Origin of the sequence: Verrucosispora sp. WMMD1129 (assembly GCF_029581255.1) — a bacterium.
Lineage (GTDB): Bacteria > Actinomycetota > Actinomycetes > Mycobacteriales > Micromonosporaceae > Micromonospora > Micromonospora sediminimaris.
Genome location: NZ_CP120741.1, coordinates 293,322 through 318,386 on the forward strand (window position 1 = coordinate 293,322; position 25,065 = coordinate 318,386).

Annotated in this window: 24 protein-coding genes; 10 read left to right on the top strand and 14 right to left on the bottom strand. The window is 71.9% G+C overall.

Translation table 11 applies throughout. The features are described 5' to 3' along the window. The first annotated feature begins 143 nt into the window (after positions 1–143). From O7624_RS01420 to O7624_RS01445, 6 genes are all read left to right on the top strand, one after another. The gene (locus O7624_RS01420) at positions 144–1,187 is read left to right on the top strand and encodes an aromatic ring-hydroxylating dioxygenase subunit alpha (protein ID WP_282238590.1); all 1,044 of its coding nucleotides are present in this window, start codon (positions 144–146) and stop codon (positions 1,185–1,187) included. Further along, entirely contained in the window at positions 1,184–1,411 is a 228-nt protein-coding gene (locus tag O7624_RS01425) for a hypothetical protein (RefSeq protein ID WP_282238591.1), read from the top strand. Before O7624_RS01420 ends, O7624_RS01425 begins: the two co-directional genes overlap by 4 nt. After that, positions 1,408–2,361: a PDR/VanB family oxidoreductase gene (locus tag O7624_RS01430; RefSeq protein WP_282238592.1), complete on the top strand. Its 954-nt coding sequence runs from the start codon at positions 1,408–1,410 to the stop codon at positions 2,359–2,361. Before O7624_RS01425 ends, O7624_RS01430 begins: the two co-directional genes overlap by 4 nt. Before the next feature lie 30 nt (positions 2,362–2,391). After that, the gene (locus O7624_RS01435) at positions 2,392–3,165 is read left to right on the top strand and encodes an IclR family transcriptional regulator (protein ID WP_282238593.1); all 774 of its coding nucleotides are present in this window, start codon (positions 2,392–2,394) and stop codon (positions 3,163–3,165) included. Positions 3,166–3,265: 100 nt separating this feature from the next. Continuing rightward, positions 3,266–4,144 (top strand): PaaX family transcriptional regulator C-terminal domain-containing protein, encoded by an 879-nt coding sequence (locus tag O7624_RS01440; RefSeq protein ID WP_282238594.1) that lies wholly within the window; start codon positions 3,266–3,268, stop codon positions 4,142–4,144. A 157-nt stretch (positions 4,145–4,301) separates the two neighbouring features. Beyond that, positions 4,302–6,452: a DUF6351 family protein gene (locus O7624_RS01445; RefSeq protein ID WP_282238595.1), complete on the top strand. Its 2,151-nt coding sequence runs from the start codon at positions 4,302–4,304 to the stop codon at positions 6,450–6,452. A gap of 23 nt (positions 6,453–6,475) precedes the next feature. On the opposite strand, the gene O7624_RS01450 is transcribed toward O7624_RS01445, so the two are convergent. Together O7624_RS01450 and O7624_RS01455 are read right to left on the bottom strand one after the other, a co-directional pair. Continuing rightward, entirely contained in the window at positions 6,476–7,309 is an 834-nt protein-coding gene (locus O7624_RS01450; protein ID WP_282237755.1) for an IS5 family transposase, read from the bottom strand. Between the two features lie 131 nt (positions 7,310–7,440). Then, complete coding sequence (locus tag O7624_RS01455; protein ID WP_093402244.1) at positions 7,441–7,908, bottom strand: MarR family winged helix-turn-helix transcriptional regulator; 468 nt, start codon at positions 7,906–7,908, stop codon at positions 7,441–7,443. A gap of 83 nt (positions 7,909–7,991) precedes the next feature. Between O7624_RS01455 and O7624_RS01460 the strand changes: the two genes are divergently transcribed. From O7624_RS01460 to O7624_RS01475, 4 genes are all read left to right on the top strand, one after another. Next, positions 7,992–8,918 (top strand): SDR family NAD(P)-dependent oxidoreductase, encoded by a 927-nt coding sequence (locus O7624_RS01460; protein WP_282238596.1) that lies wholly within the window; start codon positions 7,992–7,994, stop codon positions 8,916–8,918. A gap of 24 nt (positions 8,919–8,942) precedes the next feature. Further along, on the top strand, positions 8,943–9,824 hold the full coding sequence (locus O7624_RS01465; RefSeq protein WP_282238597.1) for an amidohydrolase family protein: 882 nt from the start codon (positions 8,943–8,945) through the stop codon (positions 9,822–9,824). Positions 9,825–9,840: 16 nt separating this feature from the next. Further along, positions 9,841–10,293, top strand: a complete 453-nt coding sequence (locus O7624_RS01470; RefSeq protein ID WP_282238598.1) for a MaoC family dehydratase — start codon at positions 9,841–9,843, stop codon at positions 10,291–10,293. Between the two features lie 91 nt (positions 10,294–10,384). Further along, on the top strand, positions 10,385–11,908 hold the full coding sequence (locus O7624_RS01475; RefSeq protein ID WP_282238599.1) for a long-chain fatty acid--CoA ligase: 1,524 nt from the start codon (positions 10,385–10,387) through the stop codon (positions 11,906–11,908). Here O7624_RS01475 and O7624_RS01480 read toward each other — a convergent pair. The 12 genes from O7624_RS01480 to O7624_RS01535 all read right to left on the bottom strand — a co-directional run bounded on the left by O7624_RS01480 (position 11,905) and on the right by O7624_RS01535 (position 25,016). Then, on the bottom strand, positions 11,905–12,792 hold the full coding sequence (locus O7624_RS01480) for a PaaX family transcriptional regulator C-terminal domain-containing protein (RefSeq protein WP_282238600.1): 888 nt from the start codon (positions 12,790–12,792) through the stop codon (positions 11,905–11,907). The two genes, O7624_RS01475 and O7624_RS01480, sit on opposite strands and share 4 nt — an antisense overlap. Positions 12,793–12,829: 37 nt before the next feature. After that, positions 12,830–13,630: an ABC transporter ATP-binding protein gene (locus O7624_RS01485; RefSeq protein ID WP_282238601.1), complete on the bottom strand. Its 801-nt coding sequence runs from the start codon at positions 13,628–13,630 to the stop codon at positions 12,830–12,832. Next, entirely contained in the window at positions 13,623–14,447 is an 825-nt protein-coding gene (locus O7624_RS01490; protein WP_282238602.1) for an ABC transporter permease, read from the bottom strand. The genes O7624_RS01485 and O7624_RS01490 overlap by 8 nt, the downstream gene beginning before the upstream one ends. Beyond that, positions 14,444–15,244, bottom strand: a complete 801-nt coding sequence (locus tag O7624_RS01495; RefSeq protein WP_282238603.1) for an ABC transporter permease — start codon at positions 15,242–15,244, stop codon at positions 14,444–14,446. The genes O7624_RS01490 and O7624_RS01495 overlap by 4 nt, the downstream gene beginning before the upstream one ends. 66 nt (positions 15,245–15,310) lie before the next feature. Beyond that, positions 15,311–16,282 (bottom strand): ABC transporter substrate-binding protein, encoded by a 972-nt coding sequence (locus tag O7624_RS01500; protein WP_093402465.1) that lies wholly within the window; start codon positions 16,280–16,282, stop codon positions 15,311–15,313. Between the two features lie 184 nt (positions 16,283–16,466). Next, positions 16,467–19,241 (bottom strand): helix-turn-helix transcriptional regulator, encoded by a 2,775-nt coding sequence (locus O7624_RS01505; protein ID WP_282238604.1) that lies wholly within the window; start codon positions 19,239–19,241, stop codon positions 16,467–16,469. Positions 19,242–19,306: 65 nt separating this feature from the next. Continuing rightward, positions 19,307–19,918 carry a TetR/AcrR family transcriptional regulator gene (locus tag O7624_RS01510; RefSeq protein WP_282238605.1) on the bottom strand — a complete coding sequence of 204 codons (612 nt, stop codon included), beginning with the start codon at positions 19,916–19,918 and terminating at the stop codon, positions 19,307–19,309. Between the two features lie 253 nt (positions 19,919–20,171). After that, a complete protein-coding gene (locus O7624_RS01515) occupies positions 20,172–21,452 on the bottom strand; it encodes an ABC transporter substrate-binding protein (protein WP_282238606.1) in 1,281 nt (426 codons plus the stop codon). Between the two features lie 65 nt (positions 21,453–21,517). Beyond that, positions 21,518–22,624, bottom strand: coding sequence for a branched-chain amino acid ABC transporter permease (locus O7624_RS01520; protein ID WP_282238607.1), 1,107 nt, complete (start codon positions 22,622–22,624; stop codon positions 21,518–21,520). Beyond that, a complete protein-coding gene (locus tag O7624_RS01525) occupies positions 22,621–23,499 on the bottom strand; it encodes a branched-chain amino acid ABC transporter permease (RefSeq protein WP_093402232.1) in 879 nt (292 codons plus the stop codon). Before O7624_RS01525 ends, O7624_RS01520 begins: the two co-directional genes overlap by 4 nt. 15 nt (positions 23,500–23,514) lie before the next feature. Further along, positions 23,515–24,234, bottom strand: a complete 720-nt coding sequence (locus O7624_RS01530; RefSeq protein WP_093402231.1) for an ABC transporter ATP-binding protein — start codon at positions 24,232–24,234, stop codon at positions 23,515–23,517. Continuing rightward, positions 24,234–25,016 carry an ATP-binding cassette domain-containing protein gene (locus O7624_RS01535; RefSeq protein WP_282238608.1) on the bottom strand — a complete coding sequence of 261 codons (783 nt, stop codon included), beginning with the start codon at positions 25,014–25,016 and terminating at the stop codon, positions 24,234–24,236. The genes O7624_RS01530 and O7624_RS01535 overlap by 1 nt, the downstream gene beginning before the upstream one ends. Positions 25,017–25,065: the final 49 nt, after the last annotated feature.

Below are 25,065 nucleotides of genomic sequence, written 5' to 3' on the forward strand. Positions count from 1 at the left end.
GCCGCCGATCATCGCAGCGTCGCGGCGACCGGTGAAAGGCCGCGCGGCCTTTCACTGAGTGAAATAGACGCTGCCGATCAGCGGTCGGATCACGGGATCATCCGACCGCACCCCGCTCCCGTCCCGAGAGAGGTTGGGTCACGATGGCGTTCGCCCGCAACCAGTGGTACGTGACGGCCTACAGCAACGAGGTCGGGCGGGATCTGCTCGCCCGCACCGTGCTCGGTGAGCCGCTGGTCCTCTACCGCACCGAGTCCGGGGAGGCCGTGGCGCTCGCCGACCGGTGCGTGCACCGTCGCTACCCGCTGTCGGAGAGCCGCCTCGACGGCGACACCATCGTCTGCGGCTACCACGGTTTCACCTACGACCAGACCGGCACCTGCGTCTTCGTGCCGGGCCAGCAACGCATTCCGCGGACCGCGCGGGTCGCCGCGTACCCGTTGGTGGAGCAGGATTCGCTGATCTGGGTGTGGATCGGCGACCGGGATCGCGCGGACCCGACTACCATTCCCCGCGCCCCCTGGCTGGACGACCCCCGGTACGCGGTCGTCCGCGGGATGGAGCCGCTGAACGCGCGGTACAGCCTGCTGGTCGACAACCTGATGGACCTGTCGCACGAGACCTACCTGCACGGCGGCTACATCGGCACCCCCGAGGTGGCGAACACGCCGATCACCACCGAGGTGGACGAGGAACGCGGCATCGTCTACGTCAGCCGGCACATGGACGACGCCGAGTGCCCGCCGTTCTACGCCAAGTCGACAGGCATCCAGGGCCGGATCACCCGCTGGCAGGACATCGAGTTCCACCCGCCGTGCCTGTACCTGCTGCACAGCCGGATCGCGCCGCAGGGCCTCTACCCGCCGGCCGAGGGCGAGGACAGCGACGCCTTCCACGCCGAGATCGTGTACGCCATCACGCCGTCGACGGAGAACACCACCTACGATTTCTGGGCTGTGGCCCGCGACTTCGCCATCGACGACGAGTCGGTGAGCGAGTACCTGCACCAGAGCAACCGCACGGTGGTCATGCAGGACGTGACGGCGCTGAACATCCTGGAGCAGGTGATCGCCTCCGAACCGGACAAGTACCAGGAACTGAGCATCAACATCGACACCGGCGGGCTCGCCGCCCGACGTCTGATCGCCCGGATGGTCGAGGCGGGGACGGTGGGGGCGCCCCGATGACCGGGCCGGCCCACATGCTCACCGGCGACCGGATCTACCGGATCCACTGGATGCCGGGTACGGACACGCTGCGCGGGATCTGCCACTGCGGTGCCGAGCGCGTCGCCGAGGAACCGGTCGAGATGTGGGAGTGGCTGCTCGCCCACCCGTACGGTCATCAGCCGCCGGAGGCGGTCGCACCGACCCCGCACGCCGCACCGACCCGGTCGGCGGTGCCGGCATGACCGACGACGCCTTGGACGGCGCGGAGCTGGTGGTGACCGACCGGGACCCGGCGGCGGAGGGTGTCGCCGTGCTGAGCCTGTGCCGCCCCGACGGCGGCGACCTGCCCGCCTGGACCCCGGGTGCCCACCTCGACCTGGAACTCGGGCCGGGGCTGGTGCGCCAGTACTCGCTCTGCGGCGACCCGGCCGACCGCGCCACCCTGCGGGTCGCGGTCCAGCTGGAGGCAGAGGGGCGCGGCGGCTCGCGGCACGTGCACGAACGTCTCACCCCGGGCGCGACCGTCCGGGTGCGCGGGCCGAGGAACAACTTCCCACTGGTGGCGGCGCCGCGCTACCTGTTCGTCGCCGGTGGCATCGGCATCACCCCGATCAGGCCGATGGTCGCCGCCGCCGACGCCGCCGGAGCCGACTGGCGGCTGGTGTACGGCGGACGCAGCCGCGCCACCATGGCCTTCGCCGACGCCCTCCGGGAGAAGTACGGCGACCGGGTGGGCCTGTACCCGCAGGACGAGACCGGCCTGCTCGACCTGGACGAGCTGCTGGGACGGCCGGTCGACGGGCTGGTCTACTGCTGTGGGCCGGAGGCGTTGATCGCGGCGGTGGAGCAGCGCTGCCGGACGTGGCCCGCCGGGGCCCTGCACGTCGAGCGCTTCACCCCGCTGGCCCCCACCGAGGCCGCGGACGCCGCCGTCGAGGTGGAACTCGCCCTCAGCGGCCGGACGCTCACCGTGCCGCCGGGCACGTCGATCCTCGAAGCGGTGGAGGCGGCCGGTGTGCAGGTGCTCTCCTCGTGCCGCGAGGGCACCTGCGGCACCTGCGAGACAGGTGTCCTGGACGGTGTGCCGGAGCACCGGGACAGCCTGCTCACCGAGGCGGAACGGGCCGCCGGCGACACCATGATGATCTGCGTTTCCCGGTCCGTCACGCCCCGGCTGACGCTGGAGCTGTGACCGGCGGGCCGGGGTCGGCATGATGGCGGGGTGGACGCGCAGCCCGGACGGTCGGTCACCAGCAAGGTGCTGGCCCTGCTCGACGCGTTCACCCCGGCCAGTCCGGCGCTGACCCTCAGCGAGCTGGCCCGGCGGGCCGAACTGCCGTTGCCCACCGCGTCCCGCCGGGTCGCCGAGCTGGTCGCCTGGGGTGCGCTGGAGCGGGGTGACGACGGGCGGTACCGGATCGGGTTGCGGCTGTGGGAGGTCGGTTCGCTCGCTCCCCGAGGGCTCGGGCTGCGCGAGCTGGCGCTGCCGACCATGGAGGACCTGTACGAGGTGACCCACGAGAACGTCCAGCTCGCCGTCCGGCAGGACGTCGAACTGGTCTTCATCGAACGGATCGCCGGGCGGCACGCGGTGCCGGTGCTCACCCGCGTCGGTGGCCGCTTCGCGTTGCACGCCACCGGCGTCGGGCTGGTGCTGCTCGCGTACGCGCCGGCCGAGGTGCAGGAACAGGTGCTGGCCGCGCCGTTGGAGCGGTACACCCCGCTGACCATCACCGATCCCGGGCGGCTGCGGCGCGGGCTGGCCGAGGTGCGGCGCACCGGGTACGCGGTGAGCGACCGGCAGGTCACCATGGACGCCCTCTCGGTGGCCGCGCCGATCTGCGGACCGGAGGGCGCGGTGGTCGCCGCGATCTCACTCGTGGTCGCGCAGCACCGGGCGGACCCGGTGGCGCTGGCGCCGCTGGTCCAGGCGGCCGGCCGGACCATTTCCCGATCCCTCGGCACCTCGTACGGGTCACGGCGGCCGGTCGGGTGAGGCCGGTACCGCGCTGTGAACTGGCGCAGTAACGTGACCGGGTGTTGATGCGCTCTGGTCAGCCCCGCAGCGGCGAAATCGCCACCGGGGCGTCGTCGTGGTGAGCGACGTTCTGGGCGAGTCGCCGCCGGGTTCGCCGTCGGAGCGGGCGGCGGTCGGGCGGGCCCGCGCCCAGCGTCTGCTGGTGACCCTGCTCGGCGATCACTGGCACGCCGGTCGTGCTCCGCTGCCGTCCGGGGGTCTGGTGGCGGTCCTCGCGGAGTTCGACATCGCCCCCGCGAACGCCCGCGCCACGCTCGCCCGGCTGACCCAGCGGGGCATGCTCCAGCGGACCAAGGAGGGCCGCCGGACCAGCTACCGGTTGACCGAGCCGGCCTGGCACATCCTCCAGCGCGGAGCGCGGCGCATCTTCGCCGCGACCGACGAGAGCACCTGGGACGGCAGTTGGACGCTCATCGCGTTCACCGTTCCGCTGGAGGACGCGAACCAGCGGCGGCTGATCCGGGCCCGGTTGCGCTGGTTGACGTTCTGGCCGCTGTACGACGCCACCTGGGTCACCCCGCACGACCGGCTCCACGAGGCACGCGAGCAGCTCAGCGAACTCGGCGTCACCGACGCGGTGCTCCTGCGCTCCACGGACCTTGAGCTGCTGCCGGACGGCAGGGCGCGGCTGGAGGCCGCCTGGCGGATCGACGAGGTGGCCGCCGGATACCAGGAGTTCCTGCACCGCTACCGCGACCTGGCCGACCGGGCCGAGGCCGGTGCGGTGCCGGCGGCGGAGGCGCTCGTCGCGCGTACCGAGTTGGTGAGCGACTGGCGGGCGCTTGTCGGCACCGACCCTGACCTGCCGGTCGAGTTCCTACCCGCGTCGTTTCCACGCGCCGAGGCACGGGCGATGTTCCTGAGCATCTCCGAGGCACTGGCACCGCTGGCCCAGAAGCGCTTCGAGGACCTCGTCCAACGGCTCGAACCGGTCTGACCGCACCGTACATCCGTGCCGAACCCGGCCCAGGGCCACCTCACGGCATCGATGCATTGCACTTCCATTGACTGCCGATCAGTTTTCGCATTACGTTCTCCCCGTGCCTTCGACCCCGGAGGCCCAGCCGCCCGTCCCCGGCTGAAAGGGTCCCGCCATGCCCATCCACCGTTCGAGGAGGAGCACCCGGCACCGACCCCTCCGGGTGGCGTTGACCGCGCTCGTCGCCATCGCACTGGTCAGCAGCTCCGCACCGGCCGGCGCCGCGCCCCTGACCGGCAAGGGCGGCGACAGGGGCTTCGACGTGACTGTCGTCTCCGGCCGCCCGGACATGGTCAGCGGCGGCGACGCCCTGGTACGGGTCACCGTGCCGCGTACCGTCGCGCCCCACCGGGTGAAGGTCCGCCTCGACGGCCGCGACGTGACCGGCCGCTTCCGCCCAGCGGGCGACAAGCGGACCCTGCTCGGCCTGGTGGACCGGCTGAAGCTGGGCCGCAACCGGATCGAGGTCCGCACGCACGGACCGGGCTGGGGACGCCCCGGCGCCAGCCTGACGCTTGTCAACCATCCGGCCGCCGGCCCGGTCTTCTCCGGGCCGCACATCCCGCTGTTCTGCACCGCCTCGGGCAGTCCGTGGCACCTGGGCCCGGTCGACGAAAACTGCCACGTCACCGAGGCTCAGGTCAGCTACCGGTACCGCAGCACCGCCGGGAGCTTCGCCGACCTGCCCGACGGTCCGCTGCCGGCGGACGTGGCCAGCACCACCACCACGACCGGCCGGACCGTCCCGTACGTGGTGCGGATCGAACGCGGCACCATCAACCGGGCGGTGTACGAGATCGCCATGCTGCACCAGCCCGGCACCCCGACCCCGAGCCCCTGGGCGGCCACGCGTGGCTGGAACGAGCGGCTGGTCTACACCTTCGGCGGCGCCTGCGGCATCGGCCACACCCAGGCCACCAGCACCGGCGGCGTACTCGACCACATGCTGCTGAGCCGCGGCTACGCGGTCGCCAGCGCGACCTTCAACGTGTACGCGCACAACTGCAACGACGTCACGTCAGCCGAAACGGCCATGATGGTCAAGGAACACTTCGTCGAGACGCTCGGCGTACCGGCCTTCACCATGGGTTGGGGTGGATCGGCCGGCACCATGCAGCAGTTGCTGATCTCGAACGCCTACCCCGGCATCCTGGACGGCGTCATCGGAAGCATCGGCTACCCGGACGAGCGCTCCACGACCATCTCCGGTCACGAGTGCCGGTTCGTCTCCCAGGCGGCCACCGCCGCCGGGCTGTCAGCCGCCCAGCAGCAAGCCGTCAGTGGCTTCGGCAGCCCGAACACCTGCTTCGGCTACCAGTTCTTCGACAGTGTGGACTGGCCGACCGCCTGCCCCGCCCACATCCCCGCCGACCGGCGCTACCACCCGGACACCAACCCGGAGGGCATCCGCTGCGCCATGGCGGACTTCGTCTCGAACGTCTACGGCGTCGACCCGAGGACCGGTGCCGGCCGGCCGATCATCCCGGACACCGTCGGCGTGCAGTACGGCCTGGCGACGCTCCGGGCGGGCGTCATCAGCCCGGAGCAGTTCGTCCGGCTCAACGAGGGCATCGGCGGCCTGGACGTGGAGGGCAACCGCACGCCGCAGCGCACCTCGGCGAACGTCGCGGCGATCAGCAGGGCGTACGCGACCGGCCGGGTCAACCAGTTCGACGGCGGGCTGCGCTGGACCCCGATAATCGAGACGCGCGGCTACACCGACCCGACAGGCGACTTCCACGACCGGTTCCGCTCCTGGACCATGCGGGAGCGGCTGGTGCGGGCCAACGGCAACGCCGACAACCACGTCAGCGTGACCGGCCCGCCGGGCGCGGCCAGCGCGGCGATCCAGGAACAGGCGCTCGCCGACATGGACGCCTGGCTGACCGCGCGCGGCCGGCTCGCGGCGGCCCGTCCGCACCTCGACGCCGTCGCGCTCACCCGGCTGTCCCGGCCGCGTGGCCTGGCCGACGGTTGTGTCACGCCCGACGGAGAGCTGATCGTGGAGCGGCTGACCCTCGACCCGAACGCCCGGTGCAACCAGCTCTACCCGTACCACCGCAATCCCCGGGTGGTGGCGGGCGGGCCGACCACCTCGGCGGTGCTCAAGTGCCAGCTTCAGCCGCTGCGCAAGTCGGGGTACGGGGTGCGCTTCACCGCCGAGCAGTGGCAGCGGCTGCGCGCGGTCTTCCCCGACGGTGTCTGTGACTGGTCGAAACCGGGCGTCGGGCAGCGCCCGCTCGCCGGCACCTGGATCCGCTTCTGAGTGCGTGTTTGAGATGGAGTTGATCAGGTCCTGGTGAAGGTGCGGCGGGGTTGCCGGCGGGCGGGTTGGCCGCGGGTGATGCGGCGGGTGATGCCGGCGATGGCGGCCCAGCGGATGAGGGCTGCGGAGATGGCCGGGTGGCGTTCGTAGTCGCGGGCCAGGCGGCGGCAGGCGGTGAGCCAGGCCAGAGTCCGCTCGACCACCCACCGACGTGGGTGGACGGCGAAGCCGCGCTGGTCAGCGGGTTTACGGACGATCTCCAGGGTGGTGCGCAAGGTGTCGCGAGTCCAGTCGACCAGGCGGCCGGCGAAGCCCTGGTCGGCGTAGACATGCCGGATCGGGCTGATCATGTAGGCGCCCAGCAGGGCGGTCTTGGCACCGTCGCGGTCCTGCCAACTCGCGGCGAGGACGGTGACGGCGACCAGCAGTCCCAGGGTGTCGGTGACGATGAACCGCTTGCGGCCGTTGACCTTCTTCCCGGCGTCGTAGCCCCGACTGTCCCGACCCACGGTATCCGCGCCCTTCACCGTCTGGGAGTCGATGATCCCCGCCGACGGGTCCGGCTGACGGCCTTGCTGCACCCGCGCCTTGACCCGCAGCGTGGTCAGGAGCTTCTCGGTGACGCCGGCTTCTTCCCACCGGGTGAAGTACCAGTACACCGTCTGCCACGGCGGCAGATCCGCCGGCAGATAGCGCCACGGACACCCCGACCGCACCACGTACAAGATCGCGTTCACGATCTCCCGACGCGGATGCTTCTCCCTGCGGCCGTCCGTGCTCGGCTCGGGCAACAACGGCTCGATCAGCGCCCACTGGGCGTCAGTCAGGTCCGAGGGGTAACCGCGACGTGCAACCACCGCGCCACCCTGCCCGCCCCGGCAACAGATGTCACGCCGCCACACCGTCCACAACAGACCTTCTCAAACACACTCTGAGGCTCAGCGCGTAGTCGGGGAGGCTCGCTCGTCGCGAGCCTCCCCGACCGCGCTCAGTCGGGAAAGGCGAGCAGGCGCAGCAGGCCGGCCAGCCGCTCGTGCTCCTCGGGGGTGACCGGGGCCAGCAGGCCCAGCTCGACGGCACGGGCGGCCTGCTGCGCACGGGCGAACAGATCCCGGCCGGCGTCGGTCGCGACGAGGACGTTGGCCCGCCGGTCGGCGGGGTCGGTGCGGCGCTCCACCAACTGGCGCTGTTCGAGCCCGTCGACAAGCGCGACGACCTGGCTCGGGTCGAGGCGGAGGAACTCGGCCAACTCCCGCTGGGTGGGTCGAACCCCGTCGGCGGCCAGCGCGAGCACGGAATAGGACCGTGCCTTGAGCCCGTGCTCGGCGAGGGCGGCGTTGGCCGCCGCGAGCGTGAGCGCGTTGGCGCGGGCCAGCAGAAAGACCAGGTCACCGCCGAGCACGCTGTCCCGCAGGGCGTCCCGCCCCGGCAGCCGGGTCTTCCCGCTAGCGGACATGGCGACGATGGTAGCGCGTTTCACCAATGATTGACATTTTCAACGGTCCGTGCTCAGATCGGGTGAACACGAAGGAGTTCTCCATGTCCCTGGACGGCAAGGTCGCCATCGTCACCGGATCCGGCCGCGGTCTCGGCCTCGCGTACGCGCAGGAGCTCGCCCGGCAGGGTGCCGCCGTGGTGGTGAACGATGTCGACGCGCAGGCCACGGCCGACGCCGTCGCGTCGATCGAGGCGCTCGGTGGCCGGGCCGCCGCGGTGGTCGCCCCGGTCGGCCCGACCGAGACCGCCGAGCGGTTGGTCGCTGCCGCCGTCGAGACGTTCGGTCGACTCGACATCCTGGTCACCAACGCCGGTGTGCTGCGCGACACCGTGCTGTGGAAGATGACCGACGAGGACTTCGACACCGTCATCAACGTGCACCTGCGCGGCACCTTCACCACCGTGCGCGCGGCGGTGCAACACATGCGGGCGGCGGGCGAGGGTGGCCGCATCATCTGCATCGGCTCCCCCACCGGCCAGCGCGGCAACTTCGGCCAGACCAACTACGCCGCCGCCAAGGCGGGCATCGTCGGCATGACGCGTACCTGGGCGCTGGAGCTCAAGCGCGCCGGCATCACCGCCAACACCGTGGTCCCGGTGGCCGCGACCGCCATGACCGCCACCGTTCCCTACTTCGCCGCCGCCGTGCAGGCGGCCGAGCAGGGCGAGCCGATGCCGGCGTTCTTCCGGCACGATCTCGGCTTCGGCACGGCTGAGGACGTCGCCGGTCTCATCGCGTTCCTCGGCTCCGACGCGGCCGGCGGGGTCACCGGTCAGGTGATCGGGGTGGGCGGCGACCGGCTCCAGGTCTGGACCCACCCGGAGGCGGCGCTGACCGCCCACCGGGAGGGCGGTTGGACGTACGATGCTCTGCTCGAAGCCTGGCCGGCGACGTTCGCCGGGGCGCTGCAGAGCGTCGGCGAGCGGTTCCCCGAACTCCCCGAGGAGTTCAAGACCGCAGGCTCCTGACCCGCCGGACGAAAGTTCCCCATCATGTACCAACCCGCCATCGACCTCGACGCCGTCACCGCGATCGACATGCACGTACACATCGAGGTCGACGAGCACGGCCACAACTCGCTGCCCGACGACCTGGTGGCGGCGGTGTCGAAGTACTTCAAGGCCGACGGGCCGCGCCCGGCGATCGAGGCGGTGGCGCAGTACTACCGGGAACGCCAGATGGCGGCAGTCGTGTTCACGGTGGACGCCCGCACCCAGTTGGCGCACCAGCCGCTGTCGAGCGTGGAGATCGCCCGCGCCGCGGCCGAGCACGCCGACGTCCTGATCCCGTTCGGGTCGGTCGACCCGCGCACCGGGGCGGCGGCGCTCGATCTCGCCAGTCGGCTGATCGAGGACGAGGGCGTACGCGGCTTCAAGTTCCATCCCACCGTGCAGGGCTTCGATCCGAGCGACGAGCAGTACGCCCCGCTGTGGGGCCTGCTCGAAAAGGCCGGTGTGCCGGCGCTGTTCCACACCGGGCAGACCGGCATCGGTGCCGGGATGCCGGGCGGCTACGGCTTCCGGCTCGGCCTGTCGAACCCGATGCTGCTCGACCCCGTCGCGGCCGAGTTCCCCGACCTCCAGATCATCATGGCCCACCCGTCGGTGCCCTGGCAGGACGAGGCGCTGTCGGTGGCCACCCACAAGCCGAACACCTGGATCGACCTGTCCGGCTGGAGCCCGAAGTACTTCCCGGCCGAGCTGGTGCGGTACGCGAACTCGCTGCTCAAGCGCCGGGTGCTGTTCGGCACGGACTACCCGCTACTCACCCCGGACCGCTGGCTGCGGGACGTGCGCACCACCGACCTCAAGCCCGAGGTGCTTCCCGGCATCCTGAAGGACAACGCCGTCCGGCTGTTGCGCCTGTCCAGCTGACGACGAGAGGACGCTCATGACGACGACGATCACCTACGAACAGCTCGCCGACCTTGCCGGCACCGACCTCGGCTACACCGACTACCGGACGGTCACCCAGGACCAGGTGAACCTCTTCGCCGACGCCACCGACGACCACCAGTGGATCCACGTCGACCCGGAGCGGGCGAAGAACGGCCCCTTCGGCGCGCCCATCGCGCACGGCTTCCTCACGCTCTCGCTGGCGGTGCCCTTCTGGACCGAACTGCTCGACGTGAAGGGGGTCACCACGAAGGTCAACTACGGCCTGGACAAGGTGCGCTTCCCGGCCCCGGTAAAGGTCGGCTCGCGGGTACGCATGACCGCGACGGTCGCCGAGGTCGTCGAGGTGGCCGGCGGCTACCAGATCGCCGTCGACCAGACGATCGAGATCGACGGCGGCGCCAAGCCCGCAGTGGTGGCCCGCGGCCTGTACCGCTTCTACGCCTGACAGCCAGCGGCACGCCGGGAGGCCGCCCGGCCACCGGCACGCCGACCGGCCACGCATCGACGCACCATCCGCCACCACCGGGAGACCGCTGATGCACGAACAAGGAATCGGTGCCTGGCTGGCCAAGCGCCGGCTCAAGTCCCCCGACAAGCTCGCCCTGGTCCACGGCGAGGGCTCCACCGTGACGTACCGCCAGTTCGCCGACGGCACCGACCGGGTCTCCGCCCTGCTGCGGCGGCTCGGCGTCGGCAAGGGCGACGCGGTGGCCTACCTGGGCGAGAACAGTCCGGATTTCCTCCAGGTGATGTTCGGCGCGGCGCGGCTGGGCGCCGTCTTCGTGCCGATCAACACCCGGCTGGCGCCGCCCGAGGTCGCCCACGTGCTCACCGACTGCGGCGCGCGGGTGCTGATCCACGATCCCGAGTTCGGCGAGCGGGTGGCCGCAGCCATCGGCACCGGGCCGTCCCCGCGCGTCGTCGTCACCGGGGAGGGTACGGCCGACCGGCCGGGACTGACCCGGCTGCTGAGCACGACCGCCGTGGGCGACGCTGCCGTGGCGGTGAGCCTGGACGACCCGGCCGCGATCATCTACACCTCGGGCACGACCGGCCGGGCCAAGGGTGCCGTGCTGACCCATGGCAACCTCACCTGGGTCGCGCTCAACTGCGTGGTCGACTACGACGTCGTGTCGACCGACGTCGCGCTGATGATCTCGCCGTTGTTCCACGTCGCGTCCCTCGGCATGGGTGCGCTGCCGGTCATCCTCAAGGGCGCCACGCTGGTGCTGGAGAAGGGCTTCGAGCCGGGACGCGCGCTTGCCCAGATCGAGCGGCACGGCGTCACCATGCTCAGCGGCGTGCCGACCACGTACCAGCTGATGGCCGACCACCCGAACTGGGCGACCACCGACCTGTCGACGTTGCGCAAGCTGACCTGCGGTGGCTCGGCCGTACCCACCCGGATCCTCAACGCCTACGAGGAACGCGGCCTGTCGTTCTCGCAGGGCTACGGCATGACCGAGGCGTCGCCGGGTGCGACGTCGCTGCCCCCGGCGATGACCCGCGCCAAGCAGGGCAGCGTGGGCCTGCCGCACTTCTTCACGAGCGTGCGGATCGCCGACGAACACGGCGCACCGATCGGCGACGACGGCATCGGTGAGATCCAGATCTGCGGTCCGAACGTCTTCCCCGGCTATCACCTACTGCCGGAGGCGACGGCCGAGGCGTTCACCCCGGACGGCTGGTTCCGCTCCGGCGACCTCGGATACCTCGACGCCGACGGCTACCTCTACATCTCGGGCCGCCTCAAGGACATGATCATCTCGGGGGGCGAGAACATCTACCCGGCCGAGATCGAAGTCCTGCTCGGCGAGATCGACGGGGTGACCGGAGTGGCGGTCATCGGCGTACCGGACGCGCGGTGGGGCGAGGTGCCGTGGGCGATCATGACGGTGCGGGAGGACGCCACCGTCGACACGGCGACGGTGCAGCAGTTCCTCGACGGCCGGGTCGCCCGTTACAAGGTGCCCAAGAACGTGGTCGTCGTCGACGAACTTCCCCGGACCGCGTCCGGGAAGGTGCGCAAGGGCGATCTGCGGAGCCGGTTCGCCGGCTAGTGCGGGGCCCGGCTGCGCCGGGCCGGATCGCCGACCGACCTCGCCGCGGCACCGGCGACGTTCCTGGCCACCGCACCGGCGCCAGCGGTGACGAGGGCGGCGAACTCGTCGGCGGAGGCCGCAGCCAGCCGCTGGTGCATCCGCCGGTAGACCTGCGTCGACCGCTCGGCCGGCCACTGCGCGTCCATGAACTCGCGGGGCAACCTCGGGTCCGCGCGCAGCAACGCGAGCCAGTCGGCCACCAGCATGGTGCGTACGGTCAGCGCGCTCGCCGCCTGGGTCGCGGCGCCCGGGTCGCCCCACACCTCGATGAACGCCAGGTGTTCCCGCCGGATCGCCTCGATGTCCCATGCCGCCCGGACACTGTCGGCGATCGGAAACCCGGCGAGTTCCCGGGCGTGGAAGGCGACGACCGTCTTGGGGGGAAGGTCCTGACACAACGGCTCCAGCGACCCGGCGAGGTCGACCTCACCGGGCGCCAGCCAGAGCCCGTCGCGCAGCGGCGCGAACCCCTCCCAGGTCAGGGTGGAACGCAACCGGTGGCGCAGGGTCCGCTGTCCCTCGGGGATCGTGAACGTGACGAGGGTCCAGCCGGTGCCCTGCGGCTCGAACGGGCGCGGGCCACGGACGCGTGCGGTGGCCTCCCGCAGCACCGCCACGCCGTGCTCGGTGAGCGAGAAGAGGATCTCCCGGCCGCTCTTGCTCCGGTCCAGCATGCCGGTCTGCACGAGCCGGTCGAGGGTCGCCCGCGTCGCCGGTGCGGCGACGCCGGCGCCTTCGAGCACCCCGATCAGGACGCTGGCGCGAATCGGGCCAACCGCATCGTCGACGACGTGCTCGCCGAAGAACGCGAGCAGCAGCTGCTTCGGCTGACGACTGCGCACAGCTCTCCCTCTCGAGCGAATCCACCCCTCGGCACGGTCACGGGGCGACGGTCTGCCCGCGCTTCGCACGCTGGATCTGGTCGTAGACATGCGTACGCAGCTCGGTGAAGCGCGGTAGCGCCCGGGTGCTGATCTGGTCGCGCTCCGGCGGCAGGTCGACGGTCAGGTCCTCCTGCACCCAGGTCGGCGACGCGGACAGCACCAGCACCCGTTCCCCCAGGTAAACCGATTCGTCGATGTCGTGGGTGACGAAGAGAACCGAAATCTTCCGGTTCGTGTGCAGCTCGCGGACGAGATCCTCCAGGTCCGCGCGGGTCTGCGCGTCGACCGCGGCGAACGGCTCGTCCATGATCAGCACTTCGGGTTGGTACGCGATGGCCCGCGCGATCGCCACCCGCTGCTGCATGCCGCCGGAAAGCTGCCACGGGTGACTGCGTGCCGCGTGCGCCAGCCCGACCGCCTCGATGGCGTCGGTGACGAGCTTGTCGCGTTCCTGGCGGGACAGCCGCTTGTGCCGCAGCGGCAGCTCGACGTTGCCCCGGACGGTCAACCACGGGTAGAGGCTGCGACCGTACTCCTGGAAGACGACTGCCATCGCCGGGCTCGGGCCGGTCACCGGCTCTCCGTCCATCTCGACCAGGCCGCTGGTGGGCCGGAGCAGGCCGGCGAGACACTTCAACAGGGTCGTCTTGCCGCAGCCCGACGGCCCGACGATGCAGACCAGCTCACCGGAGCGCATGGTGAAGCTGATGTCCCCGATCGCCTCGACATCGCCGTTCGTGGACTCGTAGACCTTGCGCAGGTGCTCCACCCGCAGCAGGGTGCTCCGGTCAGGCACGGTTGACCTCCCTGATTCCGTGGTACCAGCGCAGCACCCGTCGCTCGACGACACCGAAGGTCGCGGCGAGGAGCACGCCGACGAGGCCGAGCAGGAGAATGCCGCTCCACATCTCGGCGATGAGGTAGTTGCGTTGGAAGTAGGCGATCCGATAGCCCAGTCCGGCGGACGAGGCGAACATCTCCGAGATGACCATCAGGATCAGCGCGACCGAGAGCCCCTGCCGGACCCCGGTCATGATCCGCGGACTGGCGGCCGGGAGCACGAGGAACCGGAGCCGCTCCCACCAGGTGATCTGGAACGAGTCGGCGGTCTCGGACATCACGCTGTCGGTGGCCCGGACACCGTCGATCGTGTTCAGCAGGATCGGCCAGACCGCGCCGGAGACGATCACGACCACCTTCATCGTGTCGGTGATGCCGAGCAGCAGCATCACGACCGGGATCAGCACCGGCGGCGGGATGGCCCGGAAGAACTCCAGCAGCGGTTCGAGCAGTTCCCGTAGCCATTGGAACAGCCCGATGAGCGTGCCGGCGGCGATGCCGATCACGATCGAGGCCGCGATCCCGAGGGCGAGCCGGTAGAGGCTCGGCAGCACGTCGTCGACGAACGCGGGGCCGATCCAGGTCTCCCGGAAGGCTTCGAAGATCGTGAGGGGGCCGGGGAAGAACCGGTTGGTCGACGAGCTCGACGCCACTCCCCAGACCACCAGCAGCAGGAAGGGCAGGCCGAGCGGGTAGAGGAAACCCGCGGCGACGCGGCGCCCGAGGCCGCGCCCGCGCGAGCGCTGGGCGATCCGGCCGGTGTGCACGGTCACAGGACCTCCTCACCGCGTACGGACTGGTGCCACGACAACGAGCGCCGCTCGATGAACCGGAAGACGAGATTCACCACGAGCCCGAGCAGACCGGTGACCACCACGAAGGCGTACAGGCCGACCGCGTCACCGGCGGACCGGGACAGCTCGATCATTCGCCCCAGACCGGGATTGCCGATCACCATCTCGGCTGTGATGGCGAGGATGAGGGCGACCGCCGCAGCCAGCCTGACGCCCGTCATGAGGTACGGCAGGGCGGTCGGCAGCACCAGGTACGACAGCCGCTCGCGGCCGGTGAGTCCGAAGCTGCGGGCGGTGTCCCGGGCGACCGCGTCGACGTCGGCGACGCCGTAGATCACCTGGACGAAGACCTGCCAGAACGACGCGTAGATGATGATGAGCAGGGCGGCCTGCATCTGGATGCCGAACAACAGCACGGCGAGCGGGATGAGCGCCACCGACGGGATGGGCCGCAGGAACTCCACCACCGTGTGGGTGGCGCGGCGCAGGAAGGGCACCAGGCCGACGATCGTGCCGAGGACGACGGCGGCGGCGGTGGCCACGGCCAGCCCGATCGCCCAGGAGGTCATGGTGTACCCGAGCCGGCGCCAGAAGGCGAGGTCACGGAACTCCTCGGCGAGCCGGGCGAGCACGTCCGTGACGTACGGCAGGTACTGCGAGTTGATCAGGCCCAGGGTCGGGACCAGCTGCCAGATGACGAGGAACCCGGTCAGCCCGACAACGCCCAGCATCACCTTGCGCAGCGAACGGGGACGCCGGAGGGACAAGACGTGCATGTTGCTCCCGTGGTCGGCGGCGACGCCCTTCCCGGTCGGTCACCGGGAAGGGCGGGACCGCGCCGGCTACTGCTGTTGGATGAGGCGATCGAAGTTCGGCTGCTGATCGAGCACCTTGTACTTGCCGGCGAGCGTGGCCAGCGACTCCAGGCTCGCCCGGTCCAGCTCCCAACCGAACTCCGGCAGCTTCACCGAGTCCGCGACCGCCTCCGGAAGCTCCAGGTTGTCCTTGATCGCCTGGCGGACGGCCGCCTCGTTGGCGGAGTCCTGTGCCCACGCGAGGGTCTCCTTCATCGCCGCGGTGAAGTCGGCGACCAGCTCGGCCTCGGAGTCCAGCTGCTCCTTCGTCGTGATGGCGGTGAGCGTCGCGAGCCCGGGGGCGACCGCCTGGTACGGCGCGACGACGAAGGTGTCGCCACGGTTGCGCAGCTGGGTGACGAAGGGTTCCGGCACCCAGGCGGCGTCGATGTTGTCGGCCTCGAGCTGCGCCGGGACGTCGGGGAAGGCGACCTCGACGAACTTGATGGTCGAGGGGTCACCGCCGTCCTTCTCCACCGCGGCCATGATCGTCACGTCGCCGGCCGCGCCCAGGCTGTTGACCGCCACCCGCTTGCCCGCGAGCTCCGCCGGCCTGGTGATGCCCGACTTGGCCGAGGCCACCACGGCGTTGATGTCGTCGCCCTCGGCGTAGGACGACGCGTAGTTGCCGATGATCACGACTCCGAGATCCTGCAGGTCGGCCCGGAACGGACCGAACGGCTGACCGATGGCGAAGTCGATGTCGCCGTTGATGAGCGCGGGGATGGCCTGTGCGCCGCCCTGCGCGGGCAGCACCTCGATCGACAGCCCGTGCTTTTCGAAGATGCCGGCCTTCATGCCACCCCACAACGCGGCGGTCTCGGTGATCGGCAGGGCCGCGACACGAACCTGGCGAAGTTCGCCGCTATTCTCTCCCGAGGGGGTGGCATCGGAGTCCGTACATCCAGCGAGCGCGATCGCGACGCTGGCGATCAGCCCGACCGTGAATAGCTTCTTCATCGACAAGGCCCTTCCTGGGGCGGGAGTGGTGGGCGCGTCAACACCGACAGGTGCCTTGGGACCTGCGGCGGGCTGGATGTGAGTGAGATCACCCGGCCGTGTTGGCCATCGTGGGCCACCGACCCTCAAATGTCAAGAAATTCTGACGCCCGTCATGGATCAGTTGAATATCGGTTTGGCCACGTCAGCCCAACGCGCGGACCAGCTCGGTGCGGGAGCGGATGCCGAGCCGGTGGTAGATGTTGCGCAGGTGATGGTCGACGGTCCGGGTGGACAGGAACATCTGCCTGGCCACCTCCTGGTTGGTGGCACCGGAGGCGACCAGGTGGGCGACGCGCAGCTGCTGACCGGTGAGCAGCCGCACGGCGTCCGGGTCCGGCGTACCGACGGACTCCCCCGCCGCGCGCAGCTCCACGGTGGACTGCCGCGCCCACGCCTCGGCGCCGAGCAGGATGAAGGTCTGCCGGGCCCGGTGCAGGTGACCGCGAGCCTCGCGGGGACGGCGGGCGTGGCGCAGTTCCCGACCGAAGAGCAACTCGGTGCGCGCCCGTTCGAAGGTGGCGGCGTCGCACGGGTGCAGGGACAGCGCGGCCCGGAAGTACCGCTCGGCCTCGGCGCTACCGCGCGGGGCCAGCAGCGCGTGGCAGCGGGCCGACAACGCCCGGCGCAGCGGGCTGGCGGTGCTGCCGGCCCAGCGGTCGAAGACGGCGAGCGCGGCCCGGGCCCGGGCGTGCCGACCATCGTGTGCGGCGGCCTCCACGAGGTGGGGCGTCGCCATCACCTGGACGAGGACCTGGCCGCGTCCGGTACCGGGCCGGGCCAACGCGGCCAGGCGGTCTGCCGCGTCGGCGTACCTGGCGTCGACCAGGTCCAGCAACGCGAGGGCCCACTCGGCGAGGGCATGCGGGCGGCTACCCGGTACGGCGACGTCGCCCAGCTCGGCGACGTGGCCGAGACTGGCGTCGTGGTCGGACCGCACGGCCGCGAGCACGGCGAGCAGGCCGAGATGCACGCCGGCGCTGCTGCGCTGGCCGGCGGCCCGCGCCACCCGCAGCCCTTCCCGGCAGCTCTGCGTCGCGGCCTCGTGGCGACCCAGCCAGTACTCGCTCATCGCGCGTAGTTCGAGCGCCCGGGGCAACAGGGACACCTCGCCCCGGTCGGCCGCCAACTCGACGGCGCGGTCGGCGAGCCGGTACGCCGCCGCGTCCACCGCGACCAGCAGACCGGCCACGGCCGCGCCGGTCAACGCGGTCGGGGTCGCTGCCGCACTTGTCAACCGGTCGCCGAACACCACCGCCCGACGTAGCAGCGGGCCGCCGTGGGCGTGGTCACCGCGCAGCGTGGCGGCCACCCCGGCGACCAGGGTGGTCAGCAGGTCCGCCCAGGGTGGGTCCCCGTCGCGACGGAGTGCCGCCATCCGTCGGGCCACCTCGGCGTAGCGGTACTGGTCGCCGCAGAAGCAGACCGCCTCACCGGCGCGGACCAGCGCGACCAGTGCCGACTCACGGTCCATCTCGGCCAGTGCGCCGGCGGCGGCAAGCAGGTTCGGCAACGCGGCCGGCGCCGAGCCGCAGCGCAGTCGCATCTCGCCCCGCAGCAGCTCGGCGAGACCGCCGGTGGGAGAAGTGACCGGCACGTCCGCGACGCGATGTAGCAACGCGCGGGCGCGACCGGGATCCCCCGCCTGCCAGGCGTAGCGGGCGGCGGTGACCTGCCGGCTGGCGGCGAGCACCGGATCGTCGCTGAGTTCGGCGGCCCGGGCCAGCGCGGTCGCCGCGGTGGAGCGGTCCGCACGGTCGTCCACCGCGTCCGCCAGTTCCGTGGCCAACGCCGGTGCCGGTCCGTCGGTCGCCGCCGCCAGGTGCAGGGCCCGACGCAACCGGGCCCCGGTGCCGTCGAGCGCGGCGGCGAGCAGTAGATGGGCGTCGCGGCGCGCGGTCACGGAGGCGGTGGCCTCGACCATGGCCCGGGCCAGCGAGCGGGGAAAGGCGACACCGCCCGGTGCGGTGAATCGGATCAGGCCGGCGGCCTCGGCCGGTGCGAGCGCCGCGAGACTGTCGCCGGCCGCTCGCAGCGCCCGGCTCAGCGTCACCGGATCCGCGACGTCCGTATGGTCGGCCGGGGCGGTCGCGGCGAGCGCGGCCAGCAGCAGCGCGCGCCGCGTCTCGCCGGGCAGACGGGAGAGCAGGCCACGGTAGGCCCGGCCCAGGCCGCCGTCGGCCGGCGGGGTCGTGGGCAGCGGTTCCACACCGCGCCACTGGCCGTGCGTCATCGAGTCCGCGAGGTCGACCAGGGCCTGCGGGTTGCCGGCGGCGAGGGCGCTCAGCCCGGCCAGCACCGGGCCGGGTGGTGGCGGCCCCGGGCGGCGCGCGGCCAGCAGGGCGTGGCTGTCCGGCTCGTCGAGCGGCAGCAGCCGGCGGCCGGGTATCGCGTCCGCTCCGCGGTCGCTGCCGGCGGTGAGCAGCAGGACGACGGGCAGCTGCGGCAGTCGTCGGGCCACCAGGGTCAGCAACCGCGCCGTCGGGGCGTCGCCGACGTCGAGGTCGTCCATGGTGCACAGCAGCGGGCCGTCGTGGGCGGCCTCGGCGAGCAGCCCGAGCACGGCGTGGGAGAGCACCAACTGGTCCTGGTCGCGACAGCCCTCACCGGCCACCGCCCGACGCAGCACCTCCCGTTGCCGCTCGGGCAACGCGCCGATGCCGTCGAGCACCGGATCGAGCAGCCGCTGCAATCCGGCGTAGGGCAGCATCGCCTCGTCGGGCAGGCCAGCCGCAGCGAGCAGCCGACGCCCCCGGCCGTGCCGGTGGGCGTACGCCAGCAGGGTGCTACGCCCGGACCCGGGTTCGCCGTGCAGCAGCAGCGCCTTCCCGGCCAGTGCGGCGAGCAGGCTCCGGATCTCCCGGCACTCCGCCTGCCGGCCCCGTAGCACAGCTATTTGCACCGTCGATGCAGTAACCATGCATCGAGTCTCGCCTACGCATCGGCGCTTGAGAAGAGGGAATTGTCGGGTGGCGGCGGCCCGGGTCAGCGGTCGGCCGGCTCGGCGAGCAGCGCGCCGACGGTGCGGGCCATCACCGCGCGGGCGGCGTCCACGCCCAACCCGAGGCTGTCGCGCAGGGTCGACCACGCCGGCCAGGTGCTCGCCGCCACCACGGCGTTGACCACCTGGTCCCGGGCCGGCCCGGTGCGGTCCAGCTCGTCGGCGAACAGCTGCTCGACCTCGTCGCGTACCCGGGCGATGTGTTTGAGGCGGTTGCGGCGCAGCTGCGCGGAGACCGGTTCGCGCATCTGTGCCGCCCGAGCCGACGGCGCGATCAGTTGCAGCAGTTTCGCCCGCTGCCGGCAGAACGCGTCGACCCGCTTGGCCAGCGGCAGGCTGGGCGAGATCGGCCGCCACGCGGCGTCCTGCTGACGAAGCAGCTCCGCCCCGCTGGCCTCGAACAGGGTCTCCATGTCCTTGAAGTTGGTCCAGAGCGTACGCAGGGAGATGCCGGCCCGCTCGGCGATGCGCTCACCGGTCGGGCGCAGGTCTCCCTCGGAGATGAGCGCGAGATGCGCCTCGACGATCGCCGCCCGGGTGCGCTCGGCCCGGGCGGTGCGCCCGTCGACCCGACCGGCTGCCTCGGCACTGACCATCCCCGCCGTCCCCCTCACCCTGGCGTCGCCTTCGTGCGAGCCGAGTCTAGGCGCTTGCCGAGACCCTGCCCGGACGAGCCGACCCGATCGCACCGGTGCCGCCGCGGATCGCGGCGGGTCGGCGCGGGTCGCGGCGGGTCGGCGCGGGTCGCGGCGGGTCGGCGCGGGTCGCGGCGGGTCGGCGCGGGTCGGCTCAACTCGCCGGTGTGCACCGACCGGGATCGGGCCGGGCGGTGCACACCGGGCGAGCGGATCAGGCGCTCGGCACGCCGTTCGCCGGTGGCGGCACCGGCGGTGTGGCGTACTCGTTGACCGGCCCGTCGGACTCGTCGGTCTCGTACGTGGGGCCGAAGTAGCGCTGCTCTCCCCCTTCGACCCGGCTCAGCCGGCCGCCGCCGTAACCGGAGTGGTCGGTGGCGGAGAACCGCAACGGCGCCACCCCGGGCCCCTGGTAGCCACCCTTGCGGACGGCTTCGACAAGCGACTCCCGGGTGAGGTCCTTGCCTGCGGCCTGGAGCACCTGCACGAACAGGTAGCCCACCGCCATGCCGTAGACGGTGTTGCCGTCGAACTCCGCGCCGCCGTTGTGCTCCGTGTTGACCTTGGTGAACAACTGGATCCACGGATCGTCGGCGTCGTTCTGCATCGGCAGGTAGTTCAGACCGACCATGCCCTCCAGCAGCCCGGCGGCGTCGCCGAGCTGGCGAGCCAGCGTCGGGTGGTCGGCGCCCACGTTCGACACCACCCACTGGGGGCGGAAGTCCAGTCGGGCGGCGGTGCCGACGGACAGGGCGGTGAAGCCCGGCACGGTGGCCAGGATGACCACCTCGCAACCGGCGGCCTTGAACGCACCGATCTGCGGCGCGACGTTTGTGTTGCTTGTGACGTAGGTCTGGCGGTCGGTCACGCCGTCGGCACCGAGCACCTTCTCCACGCCGGCCAGCGCGTCCCGGCCGAAGTCGTCGTCCTGCCCGAGGAAGCAGACCTTGCGACCGGGCAGGGTGGTCTTCACGTGGTTCGCCAGGATCTTGCCCTCGACCGTGTAGTCGGGGTTGAAGCCGAAGGTGTTCGGATAGCGGTCGGGCTGGTCCCAGCTGCGGCTGCCGGAGGCGACGAAGAGGTCCGGTACCCGGTTGGTGTGCAGGAAGTCCAGCACGCCGGTGTGGGTCGGCGTGCCGAGGCCGTTGAGGATGGCGAAGACCTTGTCCTGGAGGACGAGCTGCCGGACGACCTGCTGGGTGGTGGCGGGGTTGTACCCGTCATCCATGATCTTGTACGTGATCTTGCGGCCGTGCACGCCGCCGTTGGCGTTGACGTAGTCGAAGTACGCCTTCGTCGCCGGGGCGATCTTCGAATAGCCGGCGGATGCCGGACCGGTCAGCGGCATGTGGGTGCCGACGACGATCTCCGAGTCGGTGACGCCGGGCACCGGCGCTCCCGCACCGGGACCGTCGTCCGAGCCGCACGCGGCAGAGGTGAGCAACAGGGTGAGAGTGGTGGCGATCACGAGACCGCGCCGTGCCGTGCTTCGCATGGGACACCGACCTTTCATCGGTCCGGTAGTGCGAAATGGATGGTTGGGGTGGGTAGGTGCGACGGTTACGACCGCCCGACCGGCCAGCGGGCGCGCATCGCCCTGGCCAGCCGAGACAACAACCCCTGCACACCGCCCGGCGCGACGATCATGACCGCGATCAGCGTGCTGCCGAAGATCGCCAGCGGCAGGTTGCCCTCCAGTCGCTGCGCCGCGGCCGGCGAGAGGGTGAACAGGTTGGTCAGGGAATGCGTCAGATCGGGCAGCGCGACCAGCAGGATGGCGCCCCAGGCCGCCCCGGCGATCCGACCGAGACCGCCGATGACCACGGCCATCAGCAGGAACAGCGACAACGTCAGGCCGAACGCGCCGGGCGACACGCTCTGCGCGAGCACCGCCAGCAGGGCCCCGCCGAGGCCAGCGCTGGCCGCGCTGACCACGAACGCGACCACCTGGGTACGGGCCACGTGGATACCGGCCAGCCGGGCGGCGACCTCGTCGTCGCGTACCGCCCGGAACGAGCGGCCGTAGCGGCTGCGGACCAGGTTCGCCAGCAGCACCAGGCAGATCAGGGACGCCGCGGCGGCCACCCAGAGCTGCCATCGCTCGTGCGGGAAGTAGCTGCCCAGCGCGGCCGGGGCCGGGGCCACCGGCACCGCCAGGCCCTGTTCGCCGTTGAAGACCCCGTCGAAGGTGACGGTCAACGCCGGCACCACCACCGCCACGGCCAGGGTCAGCCCGGCCAGGTACGGCCCGCGCAGCCGGGCGGCGGCGACCCCGACGACCGCGCCGACGACGACGGTGGCCAGCACCGCCACCACCAGCGACACGGCCAGCCACCCACCGGCGGTGAGACCCCGATCGGCGAAGGCGTTCTGTACCAGCGCGAGGCTGTAGGCGCCGGTGGCCATCAGCGCGCCGTGTCCCAGCGAGAGCTGCCCGCAGAGCCCGGTCAGGACGGTCAGCCCGGCGGTGGCGCAGAGGTAGGCGGCCACGGTGGCCAGTTGGTAGTTGCGGAACGAGTCGAGTTGGTAGCTGACCGTCAGCACCAGCAGGGCGACGCCGGTCGCGACGGCGAGGTGGCGCACCAGGGTCGGCAGTGACCGGCCGGGGCGAACGGGATCGACGGCGGCGTGCCGGGTGGGCGGTGTCGCCGCCCGGGTGGCGCTCACACCCGCCTCGCGGCGACCGGGGCGAACAGCCCACCGGGGCGTAACAGCAGCACCGTCAGCAGCAGCGCGAGCACCGCGAGCGGGATGAGATCGCCGCCGGCGTACCCGCTGACGTAGGACAGCAGCAGGCCGACACCGAGACCGCCGACGACCGCGCCGGGCGGGCTGTCCAGCCCGCCGAGCACCGCGGCGGTGAACGCGGAGACGAAGACCAGGTCCATCGCGTGCGGATGCAGCCCCAGTTCGGTGGGGATGACCAGCATCCCGGCCAGGGCGCCGACACCCGAGGCCAGCGCCCAGCCGAGGGTGAGCATGCCGCCCACGTTCACCCCGAGCAGCCGGGACACCTCGGGTGCGAACGCCGCGGCGCGCATCCGCAGCCCGATCGCCGTCCGGGTGAAGACCCAGACCAGGGCCGCGCCGACCACCCCGACGGTGGCGAAGACGAACAGGTCGTACGGGGACAGCACGGCCGTGCCGCCGACCGTCAGCGCGGTCCGGCTGAACGGTGTCCGGGCCGGCAGGTACTCGTTGCCGTACACCATGCCGAGGATCGCCTGGATCAGCAGGACCAGCCCGAGCGCCACGATCACCGGATTGAGCGGTGACCGGTGGTCCACCAGCCGCATCACCGCGACGTCCACGACCGCGCCGAGCAGCAGCCCGGCCAGCAGCGCCGCGCCGAAGCCGAGCCAGTACGAGCCGGTCACGGCGGTGACGCTGTACGCGACGTACGCGGCGGCCACCGCCATCGCGCCCTGGGCGAAGTTGACGATCCGCCCGGCCCGCCAGATGAGCACCAGGGCGAGTGCGAACGCGGCGTAGACCGCGCCCCTCGACAGGCCGTCGAGGGTGAGGAAGAGGAAGCGGTCCACGGTCCTCCTTGCGCTTCAGAATCCGAGGTAGGCGTGGCGCAGGTCGGCGTCGTCGCGCAGCCGGGCGGCCGGGGCGGCCAGCGCGACCCGGCCGAGCGACATCACGATGCCCTGGTCGGCGACGGCCAGGGCGCTGCGCACGTTCTGCTCGACCAGCAGCACGGTCAGCCCGGTGTCGTCGCGCAGCTGGCGCAGCAACGCCATGGTCTGGGCCACCACCCGCGGCGCCAGGCCGAGTGACGGTTCGTCCAGCAGCAGCAGGCGGGGCCGGCCGACCAGCGCCCGACCGAGGGCCAGCATCTGCCGTTCGCCACCGGAGAGCTGGTGGCCGAGGTGTCGCCGCCGCGAGGCCAGCGGCTCGAACAGCTGATAGACCTCGTCGAGGGCGCGCGCGGCGTCGCTGCGGTCCCGCCGCCACAACGCGCCGAGCCGGAGGTTCTCCTCCACGGTGAGTTCGCCGATCACGCCGCGCCCCTCCGGCACGTGCGCGACGCCGCGCCGGACGAGTTGCTCGACCGGGGTGCCGCGCAGGTCGCGGCCGTCGAGGAGGATCCGACCGGCGGTCGGGCGCAGCATGCCCGACAGGGTGCGCAACAGGGTGGTCTTGCCGGCGCCGTTGGCGCCGATGACGGCGGCGATGGTGCCGGGGGGCACCCGCAGGTCGACGTCGTGCAGCACCGGCACCGGCCCGTAACCGGCGGCCAGGGCCTCGGCGGTGAGCAGGTCGCCGGCCACTACGCGGCCTCGTCGAGAGCCGCGCCGAGGTAGGCGTCCACCACGGCCGGATCCTCGCGGACCGCCTCGGGCGGCCCGGTGGCGACGACCCGCCCGAAGTCGAGCACCACGATCCGGTCACAGACCGCCATGACCAGGTCCATGTGGTGTTCCACGAGCAGTACCGCGCAGGGGTCGGAGGCCCGGTGCGGCAGCCCCCGGATCAGCTCCGCGAGGCTGTCCACGTCGTCCGCGCCGAGGCCGCCGGCCGGCTCGTCGAGCAGCAGCAGCCGGGGGCGCGCGGCCAGCGCGCGGGCGAGCGCGACCCGCTGGCGTACCGCGAACGGAAGGGTGTCCGGCGCGGCGTCGGCGTACTCCGTGATGCCCAGGTCGGCCAGGACGGCGCGGGCGTGCTCGCGCAGCCGGCGCTCGTCGCGGTCGCTGCGAGGCAGACCCAGCAGGGCCGGTATCAGCCCGGTGCGGGCGGTGTGGGCGGCCCCGGCCATCACGTTCTCCAGCACGGTGAGCCCGGCGAACAGGCCGGTGCCCTGCAACGTCCGGGCGATGCCCAGCCGGGTCAGCCGGTGCGGCCGTGGTCGAAAGGGCCGGCCGTCGAGGGTGAGTGTGCCGGTGTGCGCGGTGGCGAAGCCGCAGACGACATTGAACAGCGTGGTCTTGCCGGCCCCGTTCGGACCGATCACCCCGACCACCTCGCCCGGCCCGACCGTCAACGAGACGTCGTCGAGGGCGATGAGGCCGCCGAAGCGGACGCCGACCTGGTGCAGTGCGAGACCGTCCGCCATCAGCCCGCTCCTCGCCTCGCCGCCACATTATTACACTCGGAGTGTACGT